This window comes from Nocardia sp. Marseille-Q1738 (genome assembly GCF_965283145.1).
On record NZ_CBDIMS010000001.1, the window covers coordinates 394,269 to 412,771 of the forward strand.

General features: G+C 66.3%; 20 protein-coding genes. 12 read left to right on the plus strand and 8 right to left on the minus strand.

From position 1 onward, the window contains the following. Positions 1-115: 115 nt before the first annotated feature. Positions 116-1,453: a WS/DGAT/MGAT family O-acyltransferase gene (locus ACWPXK_RS01870; protein WP_454194264.1), complete on the plus strand. Its 1,338-nt coding sequence runs from the start codon at positions 116-118 to the stop codon at positions 1,451-1,453. Between the two features lie 220 nt (positions 1,454-1,673). Next, positions 1,674-2,798, plus strand: coding sequence for an NAD(P)H-dependent flavin oxidoreductase (locus tag ACWPXK_RS01875; protein WP_454194265.1), 1,125 nt, complete (start codon positions 1,674-1,676; stop codon positions 2,796-2,798). A 241-nt stretch (positions 2,799-3,039) separates the two neighbouring features. Here ACWPXK_RS01875 and ACWPXK_RS01880 read toward each other — a convergent pair whose 3' ends face one another. After that, the gene (locus ACWPXK_RS01880; RefSeq protein ID WP_454194266.1) at positions 3,040-3,816 is read right to left on the minus strand and encodes a GntR family transcriptional regulator; all 777 of its coding nucleotides are present in this window, start codon (positions 3,814-3,816) and stop codon (positions 3,040-3,042) included. 240 nt (positions 3,817-4,056) lie between these two features. Between ACWPXK_RS01880 and ACWPXK_RS01885 the strand changes: the two genes are divergently transcribed. Further along, complete coding sequence (locus tag ACWPXK_RS01885) at positions 4,057-5,412, plus strand: ABC1 kinase family protein (protein WP_454194267.1); 1,356 nt, start codon at positions 4,057-4,059, stop codon at positions 5,410-5,412. Position 5,413: 1 nt separating this feature from the next. On the opposite strand, the gene ACWPXK_RS01890 is transcribed toward ACWPXK_RS01885, so the two are convergent. Then, positions 5,414-6,007: a DUF459 domain-containing protein gene (locus ACWPXK_RS01890; RefSeq protein ID WP_454194268.1), complete on the minus strand. Its 594-nt coding sequence runs from the start codon at positions 6,005-6,007 to the stop codon at positions 5,414-5,416. A gap of 156 nt (positions 6,008-6,163) precedes the next feature. On the opposite strand from ACWPXK_RS01890, the gene ACWPXK_RS01895 reads away from it, so the two are divergent. Next, complete coding sequence (locus ACWPXK_RS01895; RefSeq protein ID WP_454194269.1) at positions 6,164-6,946, plus strand: 2OG-Fe(II) oxygenase; 783 nt, start codon at positions 6,164-6,166, stop codon at positions 6,944-6,946. Next, entirely contained in the window at positions 6,933-7,715 is a 783-nt protein-coding gene (locus ACWPXK_RS01900; protein WP_454194270.1) for an SDR family NAD(P)-dependent oxidoreductase, read from the plus strand. The genes ACWPXK_RS01895 and ACWPXK_RS01900 overlap by 14 nt, the downstream gene beginning before the upstream one ends. 4 nt (positions 7,716-7,719) lie before the next feature. Here ACWPXK_RS01900 and ACWPXK_RS01905 read toward each other — a convergent pair whose 3' ends face one another. Beyond that, positions 7,720-8,577 (minus strand): SDR family NAD(P)-dependent oxidoreductase, encoded by an 858-nt coding sequence (locus ACWPXK_RS01905; protein ID WP_454194271.1) that lies wholly within the window; start codon positions 8,575-8,577, stop codon positions 7,720-7,722. 20 nt (positions 8,578-8,597) lie between these two features. After that, a complete protein-coding gene (locus ACWPXK_RS01910) occupies positions 8,598-9,497 on the minus strand; it encodes a polysaccharide deacetylase family protein (RefSeq protein WP_454194272.1) in 900 nt (299 codons plus the stop codon). Between the two features lie 503 nt (positions 9,498-10,000). Between ACWPXK_RS01910 and ACWPXK_RS01915 the strand changes: the two genes are divergently transcribed. Continuing rightward, positions 10,001-12,280, plus strand: a complete 2,280-nt coding sequence (locus ACWPXK_RS01915; RefSeq protein ID WP_454194273.1) for a lysylphosphatidylglycerol synthase domain-containing protein — start codon at positions 10,001-10,003, stop codon at positions 12,278-12,280. A 63-nt stretch (positions 12,281-12,343) separates the two neighbouring features. Here ACWPXK_RS01915 and ACWPXK_RS01920 read toward each other — a convergent pair whose 3' ends face one another. Beyond that, positions 12,344-13,030 (minus strand): class I SAM-dependent methyltransferase, encoded by a 687-nt coding sequence (locus ACWPXK_RS01920; protein ID WP_454194274.1) that lies wholly within the window; start codon positions 13,028-13,030, stop codon positions 12,344-12,346. A gap of 98 nt (positions 13,031-13,128) precedes the next feature. Here ACWPXK_RS01920 and ACWPXK_RS01925 point away from each other — a divergent pair, with 98 nt between their 5' ends. Both ACWPXK_RS01925 and ACWPXK_RS01930 read left to right on the plus strand, forming a co-directional pair. Continuing rightward, positions 13,129-13,716, plus strand: coding sequence for a TetR/AcrR family transcriptional regulator (locus ACWPXK_RS01925; protein WP_454194275.1), 588 nt, complete (start codon positions 13,129-13,131; stop codon positions 13,714-13,716). A 256-nt stretch (positions 13,717-13,972) separates the two neighbouring features. Then, positions 13,973-14,710: a hypothetical protein gene (locus ACWPXK_RS01930; protein ID WP_454194276.1), complete on the plus strand. Its 738-nt coding sequence runs from the start codon at positions 13,973-13,975 to the stop codon at positions 14,708-14,710. A gap of 23 nt (positions 14,711-14,733) precedes the next feature. Here the strand turns inward: ACWPXK_RS01930 and ACWPXK_RS01935 are convergent, their stop codons facing one another. Further along, positions 14,734-15,069 (minus strand): DUF397 domain-containing protein, encoded by a 336-nt coding sequence (locus ACWPXK_RS01935; protein WP_454194277.1) that lies wholly within the window; start codon positions 15,067-15,069, stop codon positions 14,734-14,736. Positions 15,070-15,075: 6 nt separating this feature from the next. Beyond that, positions 15,076-15,942, minus strand: coding sequence for a DUF5753 domain-containing protein (locus ACWPXK_RS01940; protein ID WP_454194278.1), 867 nt, complete (start codon positions 15,940-15,942; stop codon positions 15,076-15,078). 159 nt (positions 15,943-16,101) lie between these two features. On the opposite strand from ACWPXK_RS01940, the gene ACWPXK_RS01945 reads away from it, so the two are divergent. From ACWPXK_RS01945 to ACWPXK_RS01955, 3 genes are all read left to right on the plus strand, one after another. Further along, on the plus strand, positions 16,102-16,392 hold the full coding sequence (locus ACWPXK_RS01945) for a hypothetical protein (protein WP_454194279.1): 291 nt from the start codon (positions 16,102-16,104) through the stop codon (positions 16,390-16,392). Between the two features lie 270 nt (positions 16,393-16,662). Further along, entirely contained in the window at positions 16,663-17,163 is a 501-nt protein-coding gene (locus tag ACWPXK_RS01950) for a hypothetical protein (protein ID WP_454194280.1), read from the plus strand. Between the two features lie 97 nt (positions 17,164-17,260). Continuing rightward, on the plus strand, positions 17,261-17,497 hold the full coding sequence (locus ACWPXK_RS01955; RefSeq protein ID WP_454194281.1) for a hypothetical protein: 237 nt from the start codon (positions 17,261-17,263) through the stop codon (positions 17,495-17,497). Here ACWPXK_RS01955 and ACWPXK_RS01960 read toward each other — a convergent pair. After that, a complete protein-coding gene (locus ACWPXK_RS01960; RefSeq protein WP_454194282.1) occupies positions 17,494-18,069 on the minus strand; it encodes an RBBP9/YdeN family alpha/beta hydrolase in 576 nt (191 codons plus the stop codon). The two genes, ACWPXK_RS01955 and ACWPXK_RS01960, sit on opposite strands and share 4 nt — an antisense overlap. Positions 18,070-18,129: 60 nt before the next feature. On the opposite strand from ACWPXK_RS01960, the gene ACWPXK_RS01965 reads away from it, so the two are divergent. Beyond that, positions 18,130-18,501, plus strand: coding sequence for a MerR family transcriptional regulator (locus tag ACWPXK_RS01965; protein WP_454194283.1), 372 nt, complete (start codon positions 18,130-18,132; stop codon positions 18,499-18,501). Positions 18,502-18,503 lie beyond the last annotated feature (2 nt).

Here is an 18,503-nt window from a genome sequence, read left to right on the forward strand (position 1 = left end):
GATGCGGGTAGGTTGATCGTGTCGCGGCGTTTTCATGGGCTGCGCGGACCCGCCGACAACGTGGTCGATCGCAAATCACAACACTTTCACCACTGTCGTCAGGGGGCGACTCGCCATGGAATTCATCGCGCCGGTCGATGCGGTCTTTCTGCTCGCCGAATCCCGCGAACAGCCGATGCACGTCGGATCGCTACAACTATTCGAGCCACCTGAAGACGCCGGCGCCGACTTCGCCGCGCAAGTTCATGAAGAACTCTTGCGCTGCACCGACATCGATCCCACCTTCCGCAAGCATCCCGCAACGATGCTCGGCGCACCACAGATGGCGTGGACGTACGCCGATGACGTCGAACTCGACTATCACGTGCGGCGGCTGGCCGTGCCTGGTCCCGGACGGATGGACCAACTCGTCGAGCTGGCCTCCGGGCTGCACGGCAGCCTGCTCGACCGGCATCGCCCGCTGTGGGAGATCCATCTGATCGAGGGCTTGGCCGACGGACGGTTCGCGCTGTATTCGAAGATGCACCACGCCTTGATCGACGGCGTTTCGGCACAACGTCTTCTACGTCGCACGTTGACCAGCGACCCGTCCTCCACTGCGACGCGGGTGCCGTGGCATCTGCCCAGGACACGGCGCAGGTCGGAGCCGCTCGGTGTGCGCGCCGCGACGCGAAACCTGTTGTCGGCGGCCACTTCCGGCGCGTCGCTGCTGCGTGCGGCCCGCGAAGCCCTGCTGCGGCAGCAGCCTTTCGCCGCGCCGCGCACCATGTTCAACGTGCCGATCGGCGGCGCGCGTCGTTCGGTGGTCCGGTCCTGGCCGTTGGAGCGGCTGCAGCAGGTGAAGAAGGCGACCGGTTCGACGCTCAACGATGTCGTGCTCGCCATGTCGGCGGGCGCGCTGCGCCGCTATCTGCTCGAACGGAATGCCTTGCCGGACAAGCCGTTGATCGCGATGGTGCCGGTGTCGCTGCGTTCCGAGGACGATAACGAGACCAACGGGGTGAAGGTCGGCGCGGCGCTGTGCAACCTCGCCACCGATCGCGCCGATCCACTGGAGCGGCTGCGCGTGGTCAGCGCGTCGATGCACGACAGCAAAGAGGTCTACCGCGCGCTGTCGTGCAATCAGACGATGGCGCTGTCGGCGTTGATGCTCAGCCCGCTGGCCCTCAATCTCGTGCCCGCGCTGATCCCGTGGACCAATCCGACGTTCAATATCGTCATCTCCAACGTGCCGGGTCCGCGCGAACCCATGTACTGGAACGGTGCTCGTCTCGATGCCAGTTACCCGCTGTCGATCCCGTTCGACGGGCAGGCGGTGAACATCACGCTGACCTCCAACGCGGGCAACCTCGATTTCGGCCTGGTCGGCTGCCGCCGCAGCGTGCCGCAGCTGCCCCGGATGCTCGATCACCTGGAAGACTCCCTGGCCGAACTCGAGCACGCCGCGGACTGACTCCGCGGCGAGGATTCCCCGCAAAACTAGAACGTGTTACTGTCGATGCATGGTGGGCGGGCCCGTTGCTGACGCCGCAGCCGCTTCATGGCGATATCTGCGGTGAGCGGCGGCAGCGACGCGCTGGCAGCCTGCCGAACCGCGCGACAATTATGCAACTCGTTCTATGACATCTGCGCCGCGCCGTTCGCGGCGGAGCAGTTAGGGAGACCAGCACGCCATGCGTACCGAAATCTGCGAACGGCTCGGGATCGAATTCCCCATCTTCGCCTTCACCCACTGCCGTGACGTGGCAGCCGCGGTCAGCAACGCCGGCGGGCTCGGCGTGCTCGGTGCGGTCGGCTTCACCGCCGAGCAACTGGAGGTCGAGCTGGCTTGGCTCGACGAGCACGTGCAGGGCGTCTACGGCGTCGATCTGGTGATTCCGTCCAAGTACGAGGGCAAGGGGATCGAGGGCCTCACCCCCGAGCAGTTGGAAGCCGAACTGGCCGAAATGGTCCCACAGGGTCATCGCGATTTCGCCGAGAAGATCCTCGCCGACCACGGCGTGCCCGAACTGCCCGAGGGCGAGCACCACAACCAGTTGCTCGGCTGGACCGCCACCACCGCGGGCCCGCAGGTGGAGGTGATTCTGCGGCATCCGAAGGCGAAGCTGGTCGCCAACGCGCTCGGTACCCCACCGGACGACGTGATCAAGCAGGTGCAGGACTCCGGCAGGCTGATCGGCGCGCTGTGCGGGTCGGTCAAGCACGCGCTCAACCACAAGAAGGCGGGTCTGGACTTCGTGGTCTGCCAGGGCACCGAAGGCGGCGGTCACTGCGGTGAGGTCTCCTCGCTGGTGCTGTGGCCGCAGGTGATCGATGCCGTCGGCGACCTGCCGGTGCTGGCCGCGGGTGGTATCGGCAACGGCCGTCAGGTCGCCGCGGCCATGGCGATGGGCGCCGCGGGCGCGTGGACCGGCTCGCTGTGGCTGACCGTCGAGGAGGCGAACGTGCCGCCCGAGCAGATGCAGACCTACCTCGAGGCCACCAGTCACGACACCGTGCGGTCGCGCGCCTGGACCGGCAAGCCCGCCCGCATGCTGCGCAACGACTGGACCGAGGCATGGGAGCGGGCCGACACACCGGACCCGCTGCCGATGCCACTGCAGATGATGGTCGCCCTGGACGGCGTGAAGCGCGGCCACCGCTACCCCGAGGCCGCCAAGGACGTCAACTTCAACCCGGTCGGCCAGATCGTCGGCATGATGAATCGGGTGGAGCGCTCCGCCGACGTGGTGAACCGGCTGATCGAGGAGTACGTGGAGGCGTGCGAACGTCTCAACAAGATCAACGGCGGACTCTGAGCCACCGGAAGACTATCCCGGAGCAGATCGGGTCGGGCGATGCCCGCAGCACGGCTGCGCGGCATCCCGCCCGACCGGTTGGACCGGAACAGAGGCGTCCGATCGGCGACCGATTGTCTGAGACATGCATGACACCGCCCCCGACCTGCATACTCCCGCCGCAGGCACCGCGCCGAGTAACGCCTCCGCGCCTGGCTCATTCGCGTCTCAGACGCGTTGTGCGGTGTACGAACGACAGCGGCTATGCCGTGGCGGCGCGCGTTTCGTCGACAGCCGGCTCGACTCCGCCCACCAGCTGCTCGAACCGCGCGATGACCTTTTCGTGGTACATGCCGAACAGATCCTCGAACAGCGCCAGCTGCGCCTCGCTCGGCCCGGAGCCGGAATCCCACACCGCGGCAAGCGCCCGCCAGACCAGGACGTGCAGATCGGGCGCGCCCGCGAAGTACGCCTCGATCGCCTCGGGGACCTCGAGCACCATCTCGCCGATCGAGTTCAGGATCGCGCGCTGCATGGTGAGGCCGAGCGCGGTCAGCAACCTGCGCACCAGCGCGACTTCGATGGCCAGGAGCCGGCGCAAATCCGGATCGTCCTGGCGGGCAATCGTTTCGAGCTCGTCGATCGAGGCCTTCCACTCGGCCGTATCGATCTCCTGCTGGCCACTGGTGTAGGCGAGCAGCGCCTCGAACACGAGGTTGCGCTCCACGTCCACGATGTCGCGGAACATCTCGATCGCGACGTCGGGCATGGGAATCGAGAAGCGGAACAGCTGGCGGTACACATCGACGCCGCCGGACTCCCGGACGTCCCGAATCGTGAATCCCTTGCCGCGCCGAGCTTCGACGAAGCCGTACGACTCCAGCCGACCCAAGGTCAGCTGCGCCGTCGCGCGGTTCATGTCGAACTCCTCGGCGACCTGACGCACCGACGGCATGAGATCCCCCGGTTGATATTCACCCGCGGCAACCCGGCGCGCCAGCTCGTCGGCAACGTCGGCGACCACCGTCTGGGATCCCATCGAAGTCACCTTTCGACTACTTTCGAATACGTCCCAGACAGTCTAGGTCCTACTGTTCGGTACTGCACCTGTGTCACACTTGTCCGCGCAACTGTGAGGTGACTCATGACCTTTCGGCCCATCGGTGAACGTCCCGACGAGCGATTCGCAGGCAAGCGATCCCGGCTCTTCGCGTCGCGATTCTCCGATAAACCTCCAGTTCACAGCGCAATTCGGGGCGCTAAGCTCGCCACGCTCCCGATGGCCTTCGCCGGACGCCAGGCGGCGGGCGCCGGTAAACGCGCACTCGGGAAATCGGCCGAAGAAGTCAATCGAGACATCCAGCTGCGCACCGCCCAGCACATCTTCGAAGTGCTCGGCGAGCTGAAGGGCTGCGCCGCGAAGCTCGGTCAGCTGCTGGCCATCTACGAGCTGGCGCTGCCGCAGGAGCTCGCCGAGCCGTACCGGATGGCGCTCAGCAGGCTGCAGGACGCCGCGCCCGCCATGCTGCCGCACACCGTGCACGCCGCCATGGCGGCCAGTATGGGCGAGCAGTGGCGGTCGCGATTCCGCGAGTTCGACGACCGGCGAGCCGCCGCGGCCTCGCTCGGCCAAGTGCACCGCGCGGTCTGGCACGACGGAAGGCAGGTCGCGGTCAAGGTCATGTATCCCGGCGGCAGGCAGGCGGTAGCGGGCGATCTGGAACAGCTGCGCCGAATCTCCTTCCTCGCGTCGGTATTCCTGCCCGGCGCGGACGTCAAGTCGGTGACCGAGGCGATCTGCGCGTCGGTCACCGACGAACTCGACTACGCGGCCGAGGCCGATCACCAAAGGGCTTTCGCCGCCGCCTACGCCGACGATCCGGATTTCCACGTGCCGGACGTCGTGGCACAGCACGGCGACGTGCTGATCACCGAATGGATCGAGGGCACGCCGGTGCCGCGGATCATCGCCTCCGGATCACGGGCCGAGCGAGACCAGGTCGGCATGCTCATGGTTCGCTTCGTGACCTCGGGCTGGGGCCGGCACGGCTTGCTGTACGCCGATCCGCATCCCGGCAACTTCCGGTTGCTGTCCGACGGTCGGCTCGGCGTGGTGGATTTCGGCGCGTGCTGCGCTTGGCCTCCCGAGGGTTTCACCGAGCTGACCCTCGATTACTGCAAGGCGATCTTCACGGGCGGTCCAGAGGACCTGGCGGCCGCCACACGCAGACACGGATTCGTCGAAGCCGGGCGGGTCTTCGACAGCGCGGCACTCTACGCCGCGATCAGCCCGTGCGCCGAGCCGCTGCGGCATGCGACCTATCGGCTGACCACGCGGTGGCTGCGCCGGCAGGTGCTGCGTACCACGAACCCCCGTTTGTCGAACGTGCTGCGGGAGACGACCATGCCCGCCTACTGCACGCCCTTCGCCCGCTCGTTCCTCACCCTGGTCGGCGTGCTCGGCCAGCTGGAGACCGAGGGGCGCTATCGCGACGAAATCCTGCGCTGGTTACCGGAATTGGCCGAGGCATTCAGCTCCGACGAAGAGCCTGCCTACGCTGCGCGACCGGTGGATCTGGACGCGGTGCGCAGGCAGCGGTCCGCAGCGGGCGAGCGCAGCCGGTCCATCGGCTGACTCACAACCACTCCCGCCACCGCGGCATGATCAGCGCGGCGATCTCGTCGTAGCCCGCCGCCCCCGGATGCGCGCCGTCTCCCGCACGGACCTCGGCGGCCCACACCGCGTTGTCGCACAGCGCCTGATAAACGCTCACGTAGGGCACGCCCGCCGCCGCACAGATCCGTGCGAACCGCGCGTCGAGCGCGGCGGTGCGGGCATTGTGTTCGGCGTCCGCGATCGGCGGCGGTGCGACCACCAGCACCGGCCAGCCTCGCTCGGCGGCCTGCGCGAGCATGCGCTCCAGATTGGCCACCGACCGCGCGGGCGGCACTCGTGGACCATCGTTGTCGTACATGGCGTCGTTCACGCCGAACGACAGCACCACCCTGGCATCCACGCCCTCGGGCAACCGCGGCGCAGACTCGATCAGCCAGCGGTCCAGGATCTCGGCCGAGGTCTGCCTGCGCACGCCCAGGTTGTACGCGGTCAGCGGCACCCCCTCCGCGTGTGCCGCGGCCGCGAGCCGACCTGCCCAGCCCAGGCAGCGTTCGTCGCCGACACCGGCGACGAACGAGTCTCCGATGAAACACACACGCAGATCACGGCTCACCCGCCCGATCCTGGCAGGGCCGAGACTCGGCCGCGCGCACCGGGTGCGGGCACTATGCGGCTGCCTCGCCTTCGCTCGGCCCGGCGCGGGCTAAGGACGGACTCCGTCCGACTGCGCCCTTTATGATCGCGATGGTCAGACCGGGAGGGAGTGATAGTGACAACCGAGTCGGCGCTCGCGGTTCCGCAGTGGTTCGCGGAGTTGTTCGCCCATCGGCGCTGGGTCCGCCGCAGCCAACCGTTTCCGCACGTGTACGCCCGCGACGTCTTCGTTCCCGAGTTCTATCAGCGTTTGACCGGTGAGCTGGACCGGGTTCGCCGCGAGCGTCCCGAGCTGTTCGGTTCGGTCGCCGACGGCTACAGCGCGGACGGCCTTCGCCTGGCCGACCTGCGCGACGGGCCGCTCGCGATATTCAGCTCGCGGGAGTGGCACGATCTGGTCGCCCGGGTCGGCGGCGTCGAGGCGACCGGCGATATCGAGGGATCGGTGCACCATCACGGTCCGGGCAGTCCGTTCGGCTGGCCACACAACGACCTCAACCCGGCCTGGTTCCAGGGACCGCCCCCTGGTCCCGACGAGGTACGGCTGCCCGACGGCACGGTCGACACCAAGACCGGGGCACGTGCGCCCGGCGTCGTCGCACGGGAAAGCGTGCGCGCCGTCGCGGTGCTGTTCTATCTGGGCAATCCGGGGTGGGAGCCCGGCGACGGCGGTGAGACCGCGCTGTACGACCACGTCGCCGACGACGCCACACTCCCCTCGGTGACCCTCGTTCCCCCGCTGGACAATTCGCTGATCCTGTTCGAGGTCACGCCGCGCAGCTGGCACACCTTCGCGGGCAACAACACCAAAGACCGCAACAGCGTGGTGATGTGGGTGCATCGCACCAGGGCGGATGCCGAACGGCGCTGGGGAGGAGACAAGATTGTCCACTGGTGAACGCCGCGTCTGCCTGCTCACCGGCGCGAGCGGCACGCTCGGCGATGCCTTCTGCCGTGCCTACTATCGCGACTACGACATCGTCGCCGTGTGCCGCACGCGCACGCCCGCCGCGCCGTCACAGCTGGAGTGGTATGTCGATCCGCTGGCGCCGGACGCGGCGGTGCCGGAGAACGATTCGCGCATTTTCGTGGTCCGGTCCGATCTGACGCAGCCGGGCGAGGTGGAGCGGGTGGTCGACTTGGCGCTGGCCCGGTTCGGCCACGTCGACCTGCTGGTGAACAACGCGGCGCACATCCGGCTGCACCCGCGCGGCATCGTCGACGGAGATGCGGCACTGGAAGACTTCGATCGCCATTTCGCGCTGAACGTCAATGTGCCGTTTCGCCTTTCGGCACGTTTGGCACAGCGCTGCTGGCTGCACGCGGGTCCGGAGAACCGCGCGCGCAACCGCAACATCGTCAACGTCTCGAGCATCTCCGGATCGGAGGTGTACCCGGGACAGACTTTGTACTCCACGTCGAAGGCCGCGCTGAATCAACTGACTCGCAACATCGCCGCCGAGTTCGCCGAGTTCGGTGTGCGCGCCAATGCCATCGCGCCCAATAGTTTTCCGGCGCTCGTGCCCACCGAGCAGGTCGCTCAGGCGATCGTCGAGCTCGACGCGAGCGACCGGTCGGGTGGGGTGTACGGCGTGGGCGTCGAGCTCGACCAGACGGACGAGCCGGAGGGCGTGAACTCCCTCCGACTCGCCGACGCCGAGCCGTGACCGCCTATTCCGCGGTTGCGATGCCGGTGGCCTGCTCGGACAGCTTCCACAATCGCTGTGCGAGATCGGCGTCGATCGCCTGCTTGTTGCTCGGCGGCTCCAGCTTGAATCGGTGGAAGTACTGCCCGTTGATCGCCTCGCCATCGGCGGTGGTGGCCAGGTGCACCAGCGGCTCGGCGCCCTTGTCCGGGCGGATGAAGAACGGGCGCGACAGCGGGGACCGGATGAACCAGCCGAGTCCGAGCGGGGCGTTGTCGTAGACGTGGGTGGCGACCGCCCCAGGGTGGAATGCCGCGGTGGTGAGACCGGTACCCGCGGTGCGGCGGGCCAGTTCCCTGGTGAACAGGATGTTCGCGAGCTTCGACGCGGCGTACGCGCCGAGTTGGTTGAACGAACCCGTCGGCGCGTTGACCGTGTCCAGGTCCAGCTTGGCCATCCGGTAGGTCGTGCTCGAGGTGTTGACCACCCTGGCCCGCGACTGGGTCAGGCGCTCCAGCAGGAGATTGGTCAGCAGGAACGGCGCCAAGTGGTTGACCTGGAAGGTCAGCTCGTTGCCGTCGTCGGTGACGGTGCGCTTGGGCCAGGCACCGCCCGCGTTATTGGCCAGCACATCGATGCGCTGATACCGGCCGAGCAGCTGATCGGCCAGCTTGCGCACGTCATCGAGCCGGGCGAAGTCGGCGACGAACGGCTGCGCACCCGCGTTCGCCGCCACCTCCGCGGTGCGTTCCGGCGAACGGCCCACCACCGCGACGGTGGCCCCGCGGGCCGCGAGCCGCTGCGCCGCCTCGGCGCCGATGCCGGAGCTCGCGCCGGTCACCACTACCGTCTTTCCGGTCAGATCCTTGTCCTGCACTGCCATTCCCGCCTCCCGAGCATCGGCTATGTGACCCGATCGTCTTCGTATCGCGCGGATTCGGCAAGTGCCGACGCGCCCGCGTAGTGCTCGGCGATCTCGTCGCTAGTCGTCAGCCACACCCCCGGATGGGTCGCCACGTAGTCGAGCGCTTGGTCCAGGTATTTGATCCGGAATGCCTGACCGATCACGAACGGGTGCAGGGCGAGCACCATGACGCGGCCACTGTCGGCCGACTCGGCGTAGAGCTGGTCGACTTGATCGCGGACGATCCGCACGAATTCGGGACCGCTGGTGGCCTTGCCGAGGAAAAGGGTGTTGTCGTTGAGTTCCACCGAGTAGGGAACACTGAGCACGCCTGGCACGGACAGGTGGTACGGCTGATCGTCGTTGGTCCAGTCGAGCACATAGTCCAGGCCGAGTTCGGCGAGCAGTCGCGGGGTCTGGAAAGTCTCGGTGAGCGCCGGACCCATCCAGCCGCGGGGCCTGCGGCCGGTCGCTCGTTCGATGGTCGCGACGACGTCGGCGAGATAGGCGCGCTCCTCGTCCACCGACATGTCCGCCTGGAAGATCGAGTTGTTCTTCCCGTGTGCCAGCCACGCCCAGTTCCGCCGCAGACCCGCGGCGATGATCTGCGGATTGCGGGCGGCGACATCGGAATTGAGCAGCGCGCTGGCCCGGATACCGTGCCGGTCGAGCACCTCGATCACCCGCCAGATGCCGACCCGCGGCCCGTAATCGCGCCAACCGTAGTTCAGCGGATCGGGCGCCAGCCCGGCGGTGCCGGGAAAGATGCTCGTGCTGGGCCGGTCCACCTGATAGTGCTCGACGTTGAGACCGACATAGAACGCCACCCTGGCCCCGCCGGGCCAGCGCAGCGGCGGCCGCTCGACGATCGGGCTGTAGTCGAAGAGTTCGTTGTCCATGCCCTCATGCTCGAACTTGACACCAATGTCAGAATCAACCTCGGACGCGAGTGATGTAGAACACAGTTGATTGCGGAGCAGCATCCGCACCACCGGATACCAAGAACATCGCCACATATGCCGCGCAGTATCGTGCAGCGAACGCAACAACTGATCTCGTCCGCACATGGGTAACTCGTCGGGTACGCCCAAAACTCGAGCGGCACCCAACGCAGGACCTGAACGCAAACCCTGCGCCACCCGACCAGTACGGCCTGAAGACCCGGAGAGGCGGGGGAGCCTGAATACTCGGAGAGGCGGGGGAGCACATGGGTAACTCGTCGGGTACGCCCAAAACTCGAGCGGCACCCAACGCAGGATCCGAGCGTAAATCCCGCGTCACCCGACTAGTACGGCCCGAAGACCCGGAGAGGCGCAGGAGCGGGCGGGAAATCCCGGTCACGGGGAGCCTGCTACAGCCGCTGATCCGCCGGACGAGCGACATCGTCCGGGTCGTCCTCGCGATGCTGGGGGTGGCGATCGTCGTCGCGGCCTCGCTGATCACCCGGCCGGAATGGCTGGCACTGGAAAGCTCGGTGTCCACCATCGTCGATTTCCTGAACCCCGCTCAGTCGAATCTGGTGTACCTGGTCTATGGCATGGCGATCCTGGCCCTGCCGTTCGCGATCTTGATCGAGCTGATCATCGGCCGGCAGTGGAAGATGCTGGCCGGCTATGCCGCGGCCGGAGTGGTCGCCGGACTGCTGCTGTCCATCACCGGCACGGGACTGTCCGCGCCGAGATGGCACCTCCAGGTGCCGGACCGGTTGGACACGTTCCTGTCCCAGTTCCTGGACGATCCCCGCTGGATCGCGATGATCGCCGCGATGCTCACCGTATCCAGCCCCTGGCTGCCCATCCGGCCGCGTCGCTGGCTGTGGTTCCTGCTGCTCGCCTTCGCGCCGATCCACCTGGTGGTCAGCACCGTGGTCCCGGCGCGGGCGATGTTCGGGCTCGCGGTCGGCTGGCTGGTCGGCGCGGTGATCGTGCTCGTGGTCGGCACGCCCGCCCTCGAGGTTCCGCTCGACGCCGCCGTCCGGGTGCTCGCCAGGCGAGGCCACGCCGTCACCGGCTTCACGGTGGTGCATCCGGCCGGACGCGGGCCGCTGGTGCTGGCCGCCGCCGTCGAGGGGCCCGAGCGCGAGCTGGTCGTCGAGATGTTCGGCAAGAACCAGCGCAGCTTCGGCGCGCTGCGGCAGCTGTGGCGCTGGCTCACCTTCCGCAGCAGCGAAGCCGCGGCCATGCACGGTTCCATGCACCGCGCGGTCGAGCATCGCGCGCTGATGGCGGTCGCCGTCGGTGACCTCGGCCTGGCCAGCTGTACTCCGGTCGCGGTCGCCGCGCTCTCCCGTGGCTGGATGCTGTACGCGTACACCCAGCCGAGCGGCAAACCGATTACCGAGTCGGCCGACGACGTGCTGCCCGGTCTGTGGCAGGCACTCGACACCCTGCACCGGAAGCAGATCTCGCACGGGGACCTGCGACCTATCGACATCCGCATCGAGGACGGAGCGACAGCTTTCGGCGGCTTCGGCAACGCCGAGTTCGGTGCCTCGGACGCACAGCTGCAGTCGGATATCGCCCAATTGCTCGTGACCACCACCGCGGTCTTCGGCAGGGAGCCCGCGGTGCGTGCGGCCATTGGCACGCTCGGCGAATCGCGGGTGCTCGCGGCGGCGAGCCGGTTGACCAAATCGGCGATACCCGCCGGGATTCGCAACTCGGTCCCGGACTGGAAACGCGCGCTGTCCGAGGCGCGCGAGGAGGTGCGCAAGCAGACCGGGCAGGACCGGATCGAAGCCGAGCAGATCACCCGGTTCTCGCGCAACCAGATCATCCAGTTGGTGCTGCTGATCGGGCTGGTGTACGTCGCCTATCCGTTCATCAGTGCGGTACCGACCTTCTTCACTCAGCTGCGAACGGCGAACTGGTGGTGGGCGCTGCTCGGACTCGCGGTCTCGATGCTGACCTACATCGGCGCGGCGGCGGCGCTGTGGGCCTGCGCGTCCCGTGCGGTGAGCTTCCGGAATCTGGTGATCATGCAGATCGCCAACACCTTCGCCGCGACGACGACCCCCGCACGCGTGGGCGGGCTCGCGCTGAGCGTGCGCTTCCTGCAGAAGGCCGGTATCGGTGCGGTTCGTGCGACCGCGGCGGTCGCGCTACAGCAGGCCGTGCAAGTGATCACGCACATCAGCCTGCTGCTGGCGTTCAGCATCGTGGCGGGCACGTCCGCGGATCTCTCGCATTTCGTCCCCGACGCCACGGTGCTGTATCTGCTCGCGGGTGTCGGCGTGGGTATCGTCGGCACCTTCATGTTCGTGCCGAAGCTGCGCCGCTGGCTGAACAACGCGGTCCGGCCGCAACTGCAGGAAGTCCTCGGCGAACTCGGCGAACTGGCCCGCGACCCCAAGCGGTCCGCGGTGATCGTCCTCGGCTGCGCGGCGATCACCCTCGGTATGGCGGGCGCGTTGTGGGCCAGTGTGGAGGCGTTCGGTGGCGGCACGACGTTCGTCACCGTCACCATCGTCACCATGATCGGCGGCACGCTGGCCTCGGCCGCACCGACCCCGGGCGGTGTCGGTGCGGTCGAGGCCGCGCTGATCGGCGGTCTGGCCGCCTTCGGACTGCCCGCGAACATCGCGGTGCCCTCGGTGCTGTTGTATCGCGTGCTCACCTGCTGGCTGCCGGTGTTCTGCGGCTGGGCCACCATGCGGTGGATGACCGCGAAGGATCTGATCTAAGCGGCTGCCTCGCCGTCGCTCGGCTCGGCACGGGCTGTGGACGACTCCGCCCGGCAGCGTCCTTTATGGCTTGGTGGCCAGCAGCACGCCGGTCGCTGGCCGCACAGCGACGAACTTCACGTCATCGAATCCGCTCGCGTCCAGCAGATCCCGATATCGGCGGATGTCTATGCTCGCCAAGGGATAATCGTTGTCGTGCGCGGCATCGTGCGTGCGGTGCGCGGCGAAACGCGCCATGACGCGCACGGCCGTGGAATGGACCGGGCCGGTCGGGTGGGTGTCGGCGAGCAACAGCCTGCCGCCCGGTCGCAGCACCCGGAACATCTGCTCGACGGCAGCGGTACGGTGGGCCGCGGGGATGTGGTGCATGGCGAAAGTCGAGGTCACCAGATCCACGGATGCGTCGGGCAGCGGAAGCGATTGCGCCGTCCCGAGTTCGAATCGGCAGTTCGTCAGGTAGCGGGAGCGCGCGGTCGCATAGTCGATCATCGGCGCCGACGGATCCACCCCGGTGACCTGCCCGGCGGCGCGAGCCAGCACGCGAGAGAAATCGCCTGGACCACAACCGATATCGACGACCACCGCGTCGGGCGACGGGCGAGCCAGCTCGGCTAGACGCACGTTCAGGCGACCCGCGCGGCCGAGCAGGAACGCGGACTTCAATGCCCGATAGCGGCGCGGCTGGGTGAGCAGCACGCCGATGTCGTCGTCGTGCTGGGGGATGGCAGACTTGGGTTCGTTTCCGGTCATATGTTCAGGATCGGTGGACGTCGCCATGCCGCCCAGGGGCAATGTGGCCGAAACCATCCGCAACCGGACACATACGGAAGATTCGTTCAGGAGGCATCGTGTCGGACGGACCGGACACCACGGAAAGCGCGGATCGCCGGGTCCGGCGCACGAGGAACCTGCTGCACCGGGCGCTGATCGAGCTGATGCTCGAACGCGGCTACGACCGGATCACCGTCCGCGACATCTTGGACCGCGCCGACGTAGGGCGCTCGACGTTCTACGCGCACTACCGCGACAAGGACGATCTGCTCCTGCGCAGCAGCACCGATTACCTGCACACCGCCGTGGCGGCGGCGGAGACGGACACCGACGCCGAAGAACCGCTCGCACCGGTGCGCACCTTGTTCCGGCTGGCCGCCGACAACCCCGAGGTATATCGAGCCCTGCTCGGCCGCAAGAGCGGCACCGTACTGCTGCGGACGACCAGGGTGATGGTCGGGCAGATCCTCGCCGAGCGACTGGAGGACCGGCTCGCGATGCCGGAGGACGAATTCACCACCACCGTGACATTTCTTTCCTGGGGTGTGGTCGGCATGCTCGGCGCCATCGCTGAACCCCATCCGCCGCTCTCTGCCGAGGATGCGTACCAGCACTTGGTCCAGTTGGTCGGTCCCGGCTTGAGCAGCCGGGTCCGCGTCGACTGAGCCGACGCTGTCGGGCGGGCTGCGCTTCGGCGAGTCGACCAGTACAGCTGGCGAATCAGCGACATTGTCGTTGCCGAAGTTTGACGATTCCTTGCCACATCAGGGCTGATTTCTTGACGGGGCCAATACAGCCGAACTCCTAGCCTGGGAAATCGTGCGTCCTACCCCCTGGCAGATCAGAGAAACTCGACATGAGCAGTTCGACCCAGTCGGTGGGACGCAGCGACCTCGACGGGATGCCGCGCGGTTGCGGGCAGTGCTCGGCGAAAAGCGGCTGCGGGCCGTGCTAGACGGAAACTGGGGTTATCTGTTCGCCGCGGTCGGCTGCGTCATCACATTTGTCCTGCTGTTCCAGCCATGGCTGACCACCAACACGGGCGGGACCGACGGCACGATCTACGCGAACGCCTTCGGCCGACTCCATGTGACCACCTTCTGGGTAGATCTCTGGGCGCGGTCATCAGTGCCCAGTCCGAAGGCCAGCGGTGCGTGCGGCATCCTCACCAGCGTCGCGATCGGTGTTGCCGTATGCAGTGTGACGGTCAATAGCGTGGTCCGCACCACGGCGGTCACCTACCTGGCGATCGTCGCCACGGTCTTCGTCGCGGTTTTCACGGTCGCCACCGCGCTCTATCTCAATAGCAAAGGCGACGAACTGACGCGCGTGGTTTCGTATGGGTCGGCACGAGATCCGGGCACACAGATCGGATTGCTGATCCGATGGGCCAAAGACCACGACAACTATCCGGCACCCGGGATTCGCTCGGTTTCCTACGTCACCGCCAGTCTCACTTGGTCTGCGATACTCGCCTGCGCAATTTCGCTGCTTTCCGCTGTGGGTGCTATCGCTCAGTGGGTTCATGGACGCAAGACGCGCCAACACCAACCAGCGGATCGGTTCAGCGAGCGTAGTGAAATGGTGGCGCCTCGAGCGCCTTCGGCCACCATTTGCCTACCGCCACCGCCCCTAGGCGCTGGTTCGGCTGACGGCTGAGGGTATTTCGTACAGGTTCAGGGTCAGCGGCGGTCGAACTGGCCGTCGGCGACGCCCTTGGTGAAGGCGTCCCATTCGTCGGCGTTGTAGAGCAGGGCGACGCCTTGGGCGGAGATCGTGGCTCCGCCGTCCTGGTGGAGGGAGATGGTCACGCCTTCGGCCAGGGTGCCGGAGTTCGCGCTCAGGGCGAGGTCGAGGAAGGCGGGCCAGATCGCGGGCGGAACCGAAACGATCGGCTGCTCGGCTGCGGGGCCGGTGTACTTGCTGTCACGGATGAGCACGGCATCGCTGCGATGGGCGACTTCTACACAAGCTTGTTCTGCGCTGCTGAACGTCGATTTGAACCAGGTGGTGCTCATGGCTAGTCACCCTAGCTGACGGGCAATGCGGTCGATGAGGCTCAAGGATTCGTCTCGATCGAGGGCAATCGTCCGGACCTGGTTGTACAGGTAGTCGAGAGCTTCTACCTTCTTCGGGTCCTCAATGACTTCGCCGTAGATCGCGGTTTCGAGCCAACCCAACATTGGCAACCGTGCGCTCTCGAAATCCAGCAACTGGAAGGTCGCAGTGTTGAGGTTGGCGATCGACCCGCGGGCGTTGAACGGGATCACACGCAAGTCGAGGGTATCGGCGTATTGCTCGGCCAGTTCGAGTAGGTGTCGTAGTTGCCCTCGCTGGACGTCTGGACCGCCGACTTCCTGCATCAGGGCAGCTTGGCCGATGACCACGGAAAGCTGGAGCGCATCAGGTTCTTCGAGACGGCGTTGACGCTGCAATCGTGCCCGAACACGCTGCTGCGCCTCAGTAGGCCGAGCCGTGTAGACGATCGATGAAACCAAGGCACGGATGTAATCCTCGGTTTGCAGGAGTCCAGGTATGACGCTGTTGTCAACGCTGCGGATGCTTTGCGCACCGTCTTCCAGCCCGAAGAACCTGGCGAGTTCGTCGTTGAACAATGCCGAGTACTCGTTCCACCAACCGCGCCCCTTCGCGACCTTGCGAAGTGCGATCAGTTCCTTCTTCTCGTCCGGCTCGAACTCGAGCAGGTCGAGGAGGATCTCGAGCTTCGTCTCCGTGAGGACACCGCGATAGTTGGCGACTTGCGACCAGTAGGCCGAGCTGATGTCCAAGGCTTTCTGGATCGTCGTTGCCTTCACCCCGAGCGCCTTGCTCTGCTCCCGGATGCGCAGCATCAGTTCCCACCCAGCGACGGTTGGAGACGTCCGTGCCATCTCGATCCTTCCCCTTCGATAAGGCCGCCATCACCGTACAGCAGAGAACTGCGACCAATTCTTCCGATTAGGTTGTCCACTTAATCTAAGTGTCATACTCTACCCAGCAACAAAGCGAAGGGCTCAATTGGGCGCTGGCGCAAGGGGATAGGGGACACCATGGCGGTCAGAGTGGTCCGCAACTCGCTGATGATCAGCGATCAGACCGAGCATCAAGCGAAAAGCGTCGGTGACGGCTGCTGGGTCGTCTCGTACCTACCCGGGCGCACCCTGACCATCGACCAGGCGACGGCGGCGATGAAGGCCGCCGAGGTCGCCTCTGCGGTAAGCGATTTGGCCGGTCAGGTGGGGCTCACCGCGTTGGAGACAGTCGGCATGGCGCTTCAGCAACCGCCGTGGGACTGTCCGCAGACCCAGCCGTGCAGACCCCGGCTATTCGGGCGGCGTTGAGGCGGAACTCCCCGTGGCGATTGCGCCGCAATGGCGTGCCGGGTGAATCGCGTTGTCGCCGAACAGAAGTCCTCGACCAGATGAGCCGGATGTGCATCTCCGGTTCGTCTACGTCGGGGCGACAGGCGACTTGGTCATCGACCGCTGTGCGTGCGAGACGGCGGCGCGTGGCTTTCTCGACGCCTGGGTGCGCAGCCATTCCCCAGGTCTGACGGTCTTCGTGGTGAACGACGGCCGAACCAACTTCCAACGATTGAATTGTGAGCTTTTATGGGCACAACCAGGTCCGTCGCGATCCAGGCCGCCTGGCAGCGCCGCGATCTCTACGAGCGCGAGTTCGGATTCCGATCGACCGTCGACCCCGACCTCGGGGCACTGTGGCTCGAAGCCGGACTCGATACCGGAGTGCGGGTAGTCGGCATGCCGGGTGCGATCGGCCGAGTCATGCGAAACAAGCTGCTGCGGTTGGACATGCACGCACCGGTCATCTCGCATGCCGACACCGGCTGCGCCTGCGGAGGATCGCGGCGCTGGCAGTTCCTGTCCGCCGCCGCGCCGGAGGACGTTCACCTGATCCGTGGAATCAGCAACGACCCGCTCCTTGTGGTGCACAAAGTGAGTGCCTACCTCGGCATGCGGGTGCGCCTTCCGGCCCCTGGCGACCCACGCCACGTCTGGATCGACCCGCCGGTACCGGGGGAGATGCCGTATTTCGGAGACTTCATCGACGGCGTCCGGCACGTCCTCACCCAGATGACCGGGGTGCGGTGATGCTGACACACCCGATGTTCTGCATGCAGGCCATGCCGGCGTACCCACCCGGACCGGAGAGACGGGACATTCTCGACCCGGCCGAGGTGACCAAGCGATGAGCATCGCGGTCCTCGCATGCACGGCCGTCGCCATCCTCGTGCAGATGGGCTGTTACTTCGGGGCCACGTGGGCGCTCGAGCGTCGAGTGGACCGCGAGCTGGCACCGCCGCGTCGCCCGTTGCCGCCGGAGGTGTTGCGGATGCTCACCGAAGCGGGTGTCGTCATCCCACTGCCATCCGCGACGTTCGCCTTGCGGATTTCTACGGCCGAGCTGAACAAAGCCGCTGGTTAGCCGGGCGAATCGCCCAGGGCTACAAGAATTTCAGGTAGCGAAGTGACGCCGTCCGAAGCGAGGAAGTGACCGGCTCCGGGGACCACCTCTGCGGAAGTTCCGAGGAGGTTGGCAAGACGGTCGGTGTGACCGACCGGAACCAGCGGGTCCGAGTCGGACCGGATAACCGTGAGTCGACCGATGTGGTTGCTGAGCCCCTCCACATCGCAGCCGTCTCCGATGTATGCGTTCAGTTCCGGGAGGGCAGGCAGTTGGTCGACGAATCCGGACACCAGCACGAGGGCACCGACGTGCCAGGGCTCCGGAAGTGAACACAGATGGCGCAGCACGGTCAGACAGCCCAGGCTGTGCGCGACGATAATGGAGTTTTCGTCAAGGGTGCCCAGCTCCGCGCGGACGGCGTCGGCCCACTGCACCTCGTCCGGCTCGTGCGGGTTCGGCAGAGCCGGAACCGTGGTCTGTATGCCTACCGCGTCGAGTTGCCCCGCCAGCCAACCGAACCAGTGATCCTCGGGCGATGCGGAGTAACCGTGGATGATCGAGGCCCGCGGCTGGGTTGTTCGAGGTGTCATACGGCGGAGGGTATGGGTTCACGTCAGCGTGAATGTCAAGCCGATGAGGAGGACCCGAGGTTGCTGATCAGCGAACTCGCCGAGTTGACCGGCGTGAGCGCGCGAGCGCTACGCCACTACGAGGATCGAGGACTATTGGTCCCGGCTCGTAACAGCAGCGGGTACCGGGAGTACTCCGAATCCGATGTCACCCGCGTGGCCCAGATCAAAACGATGGTCTCCGCTGGTTTGGGAACCGCGGCCATCCGAAAATACCTCGGTTGCGCCCACACCGGCGATCACGGCATTTTCCTCGAGATGTGCCCACAATTGCGGGCAGAACTGGACGACTTGGCCAGACGCATCGAAGCACGACAAGCCGAACTCAGCGAGACACAGCGTCGATTGAACAGGCTCGCGTCCATCGATGGAAGCATGTCGACAACATCATGACC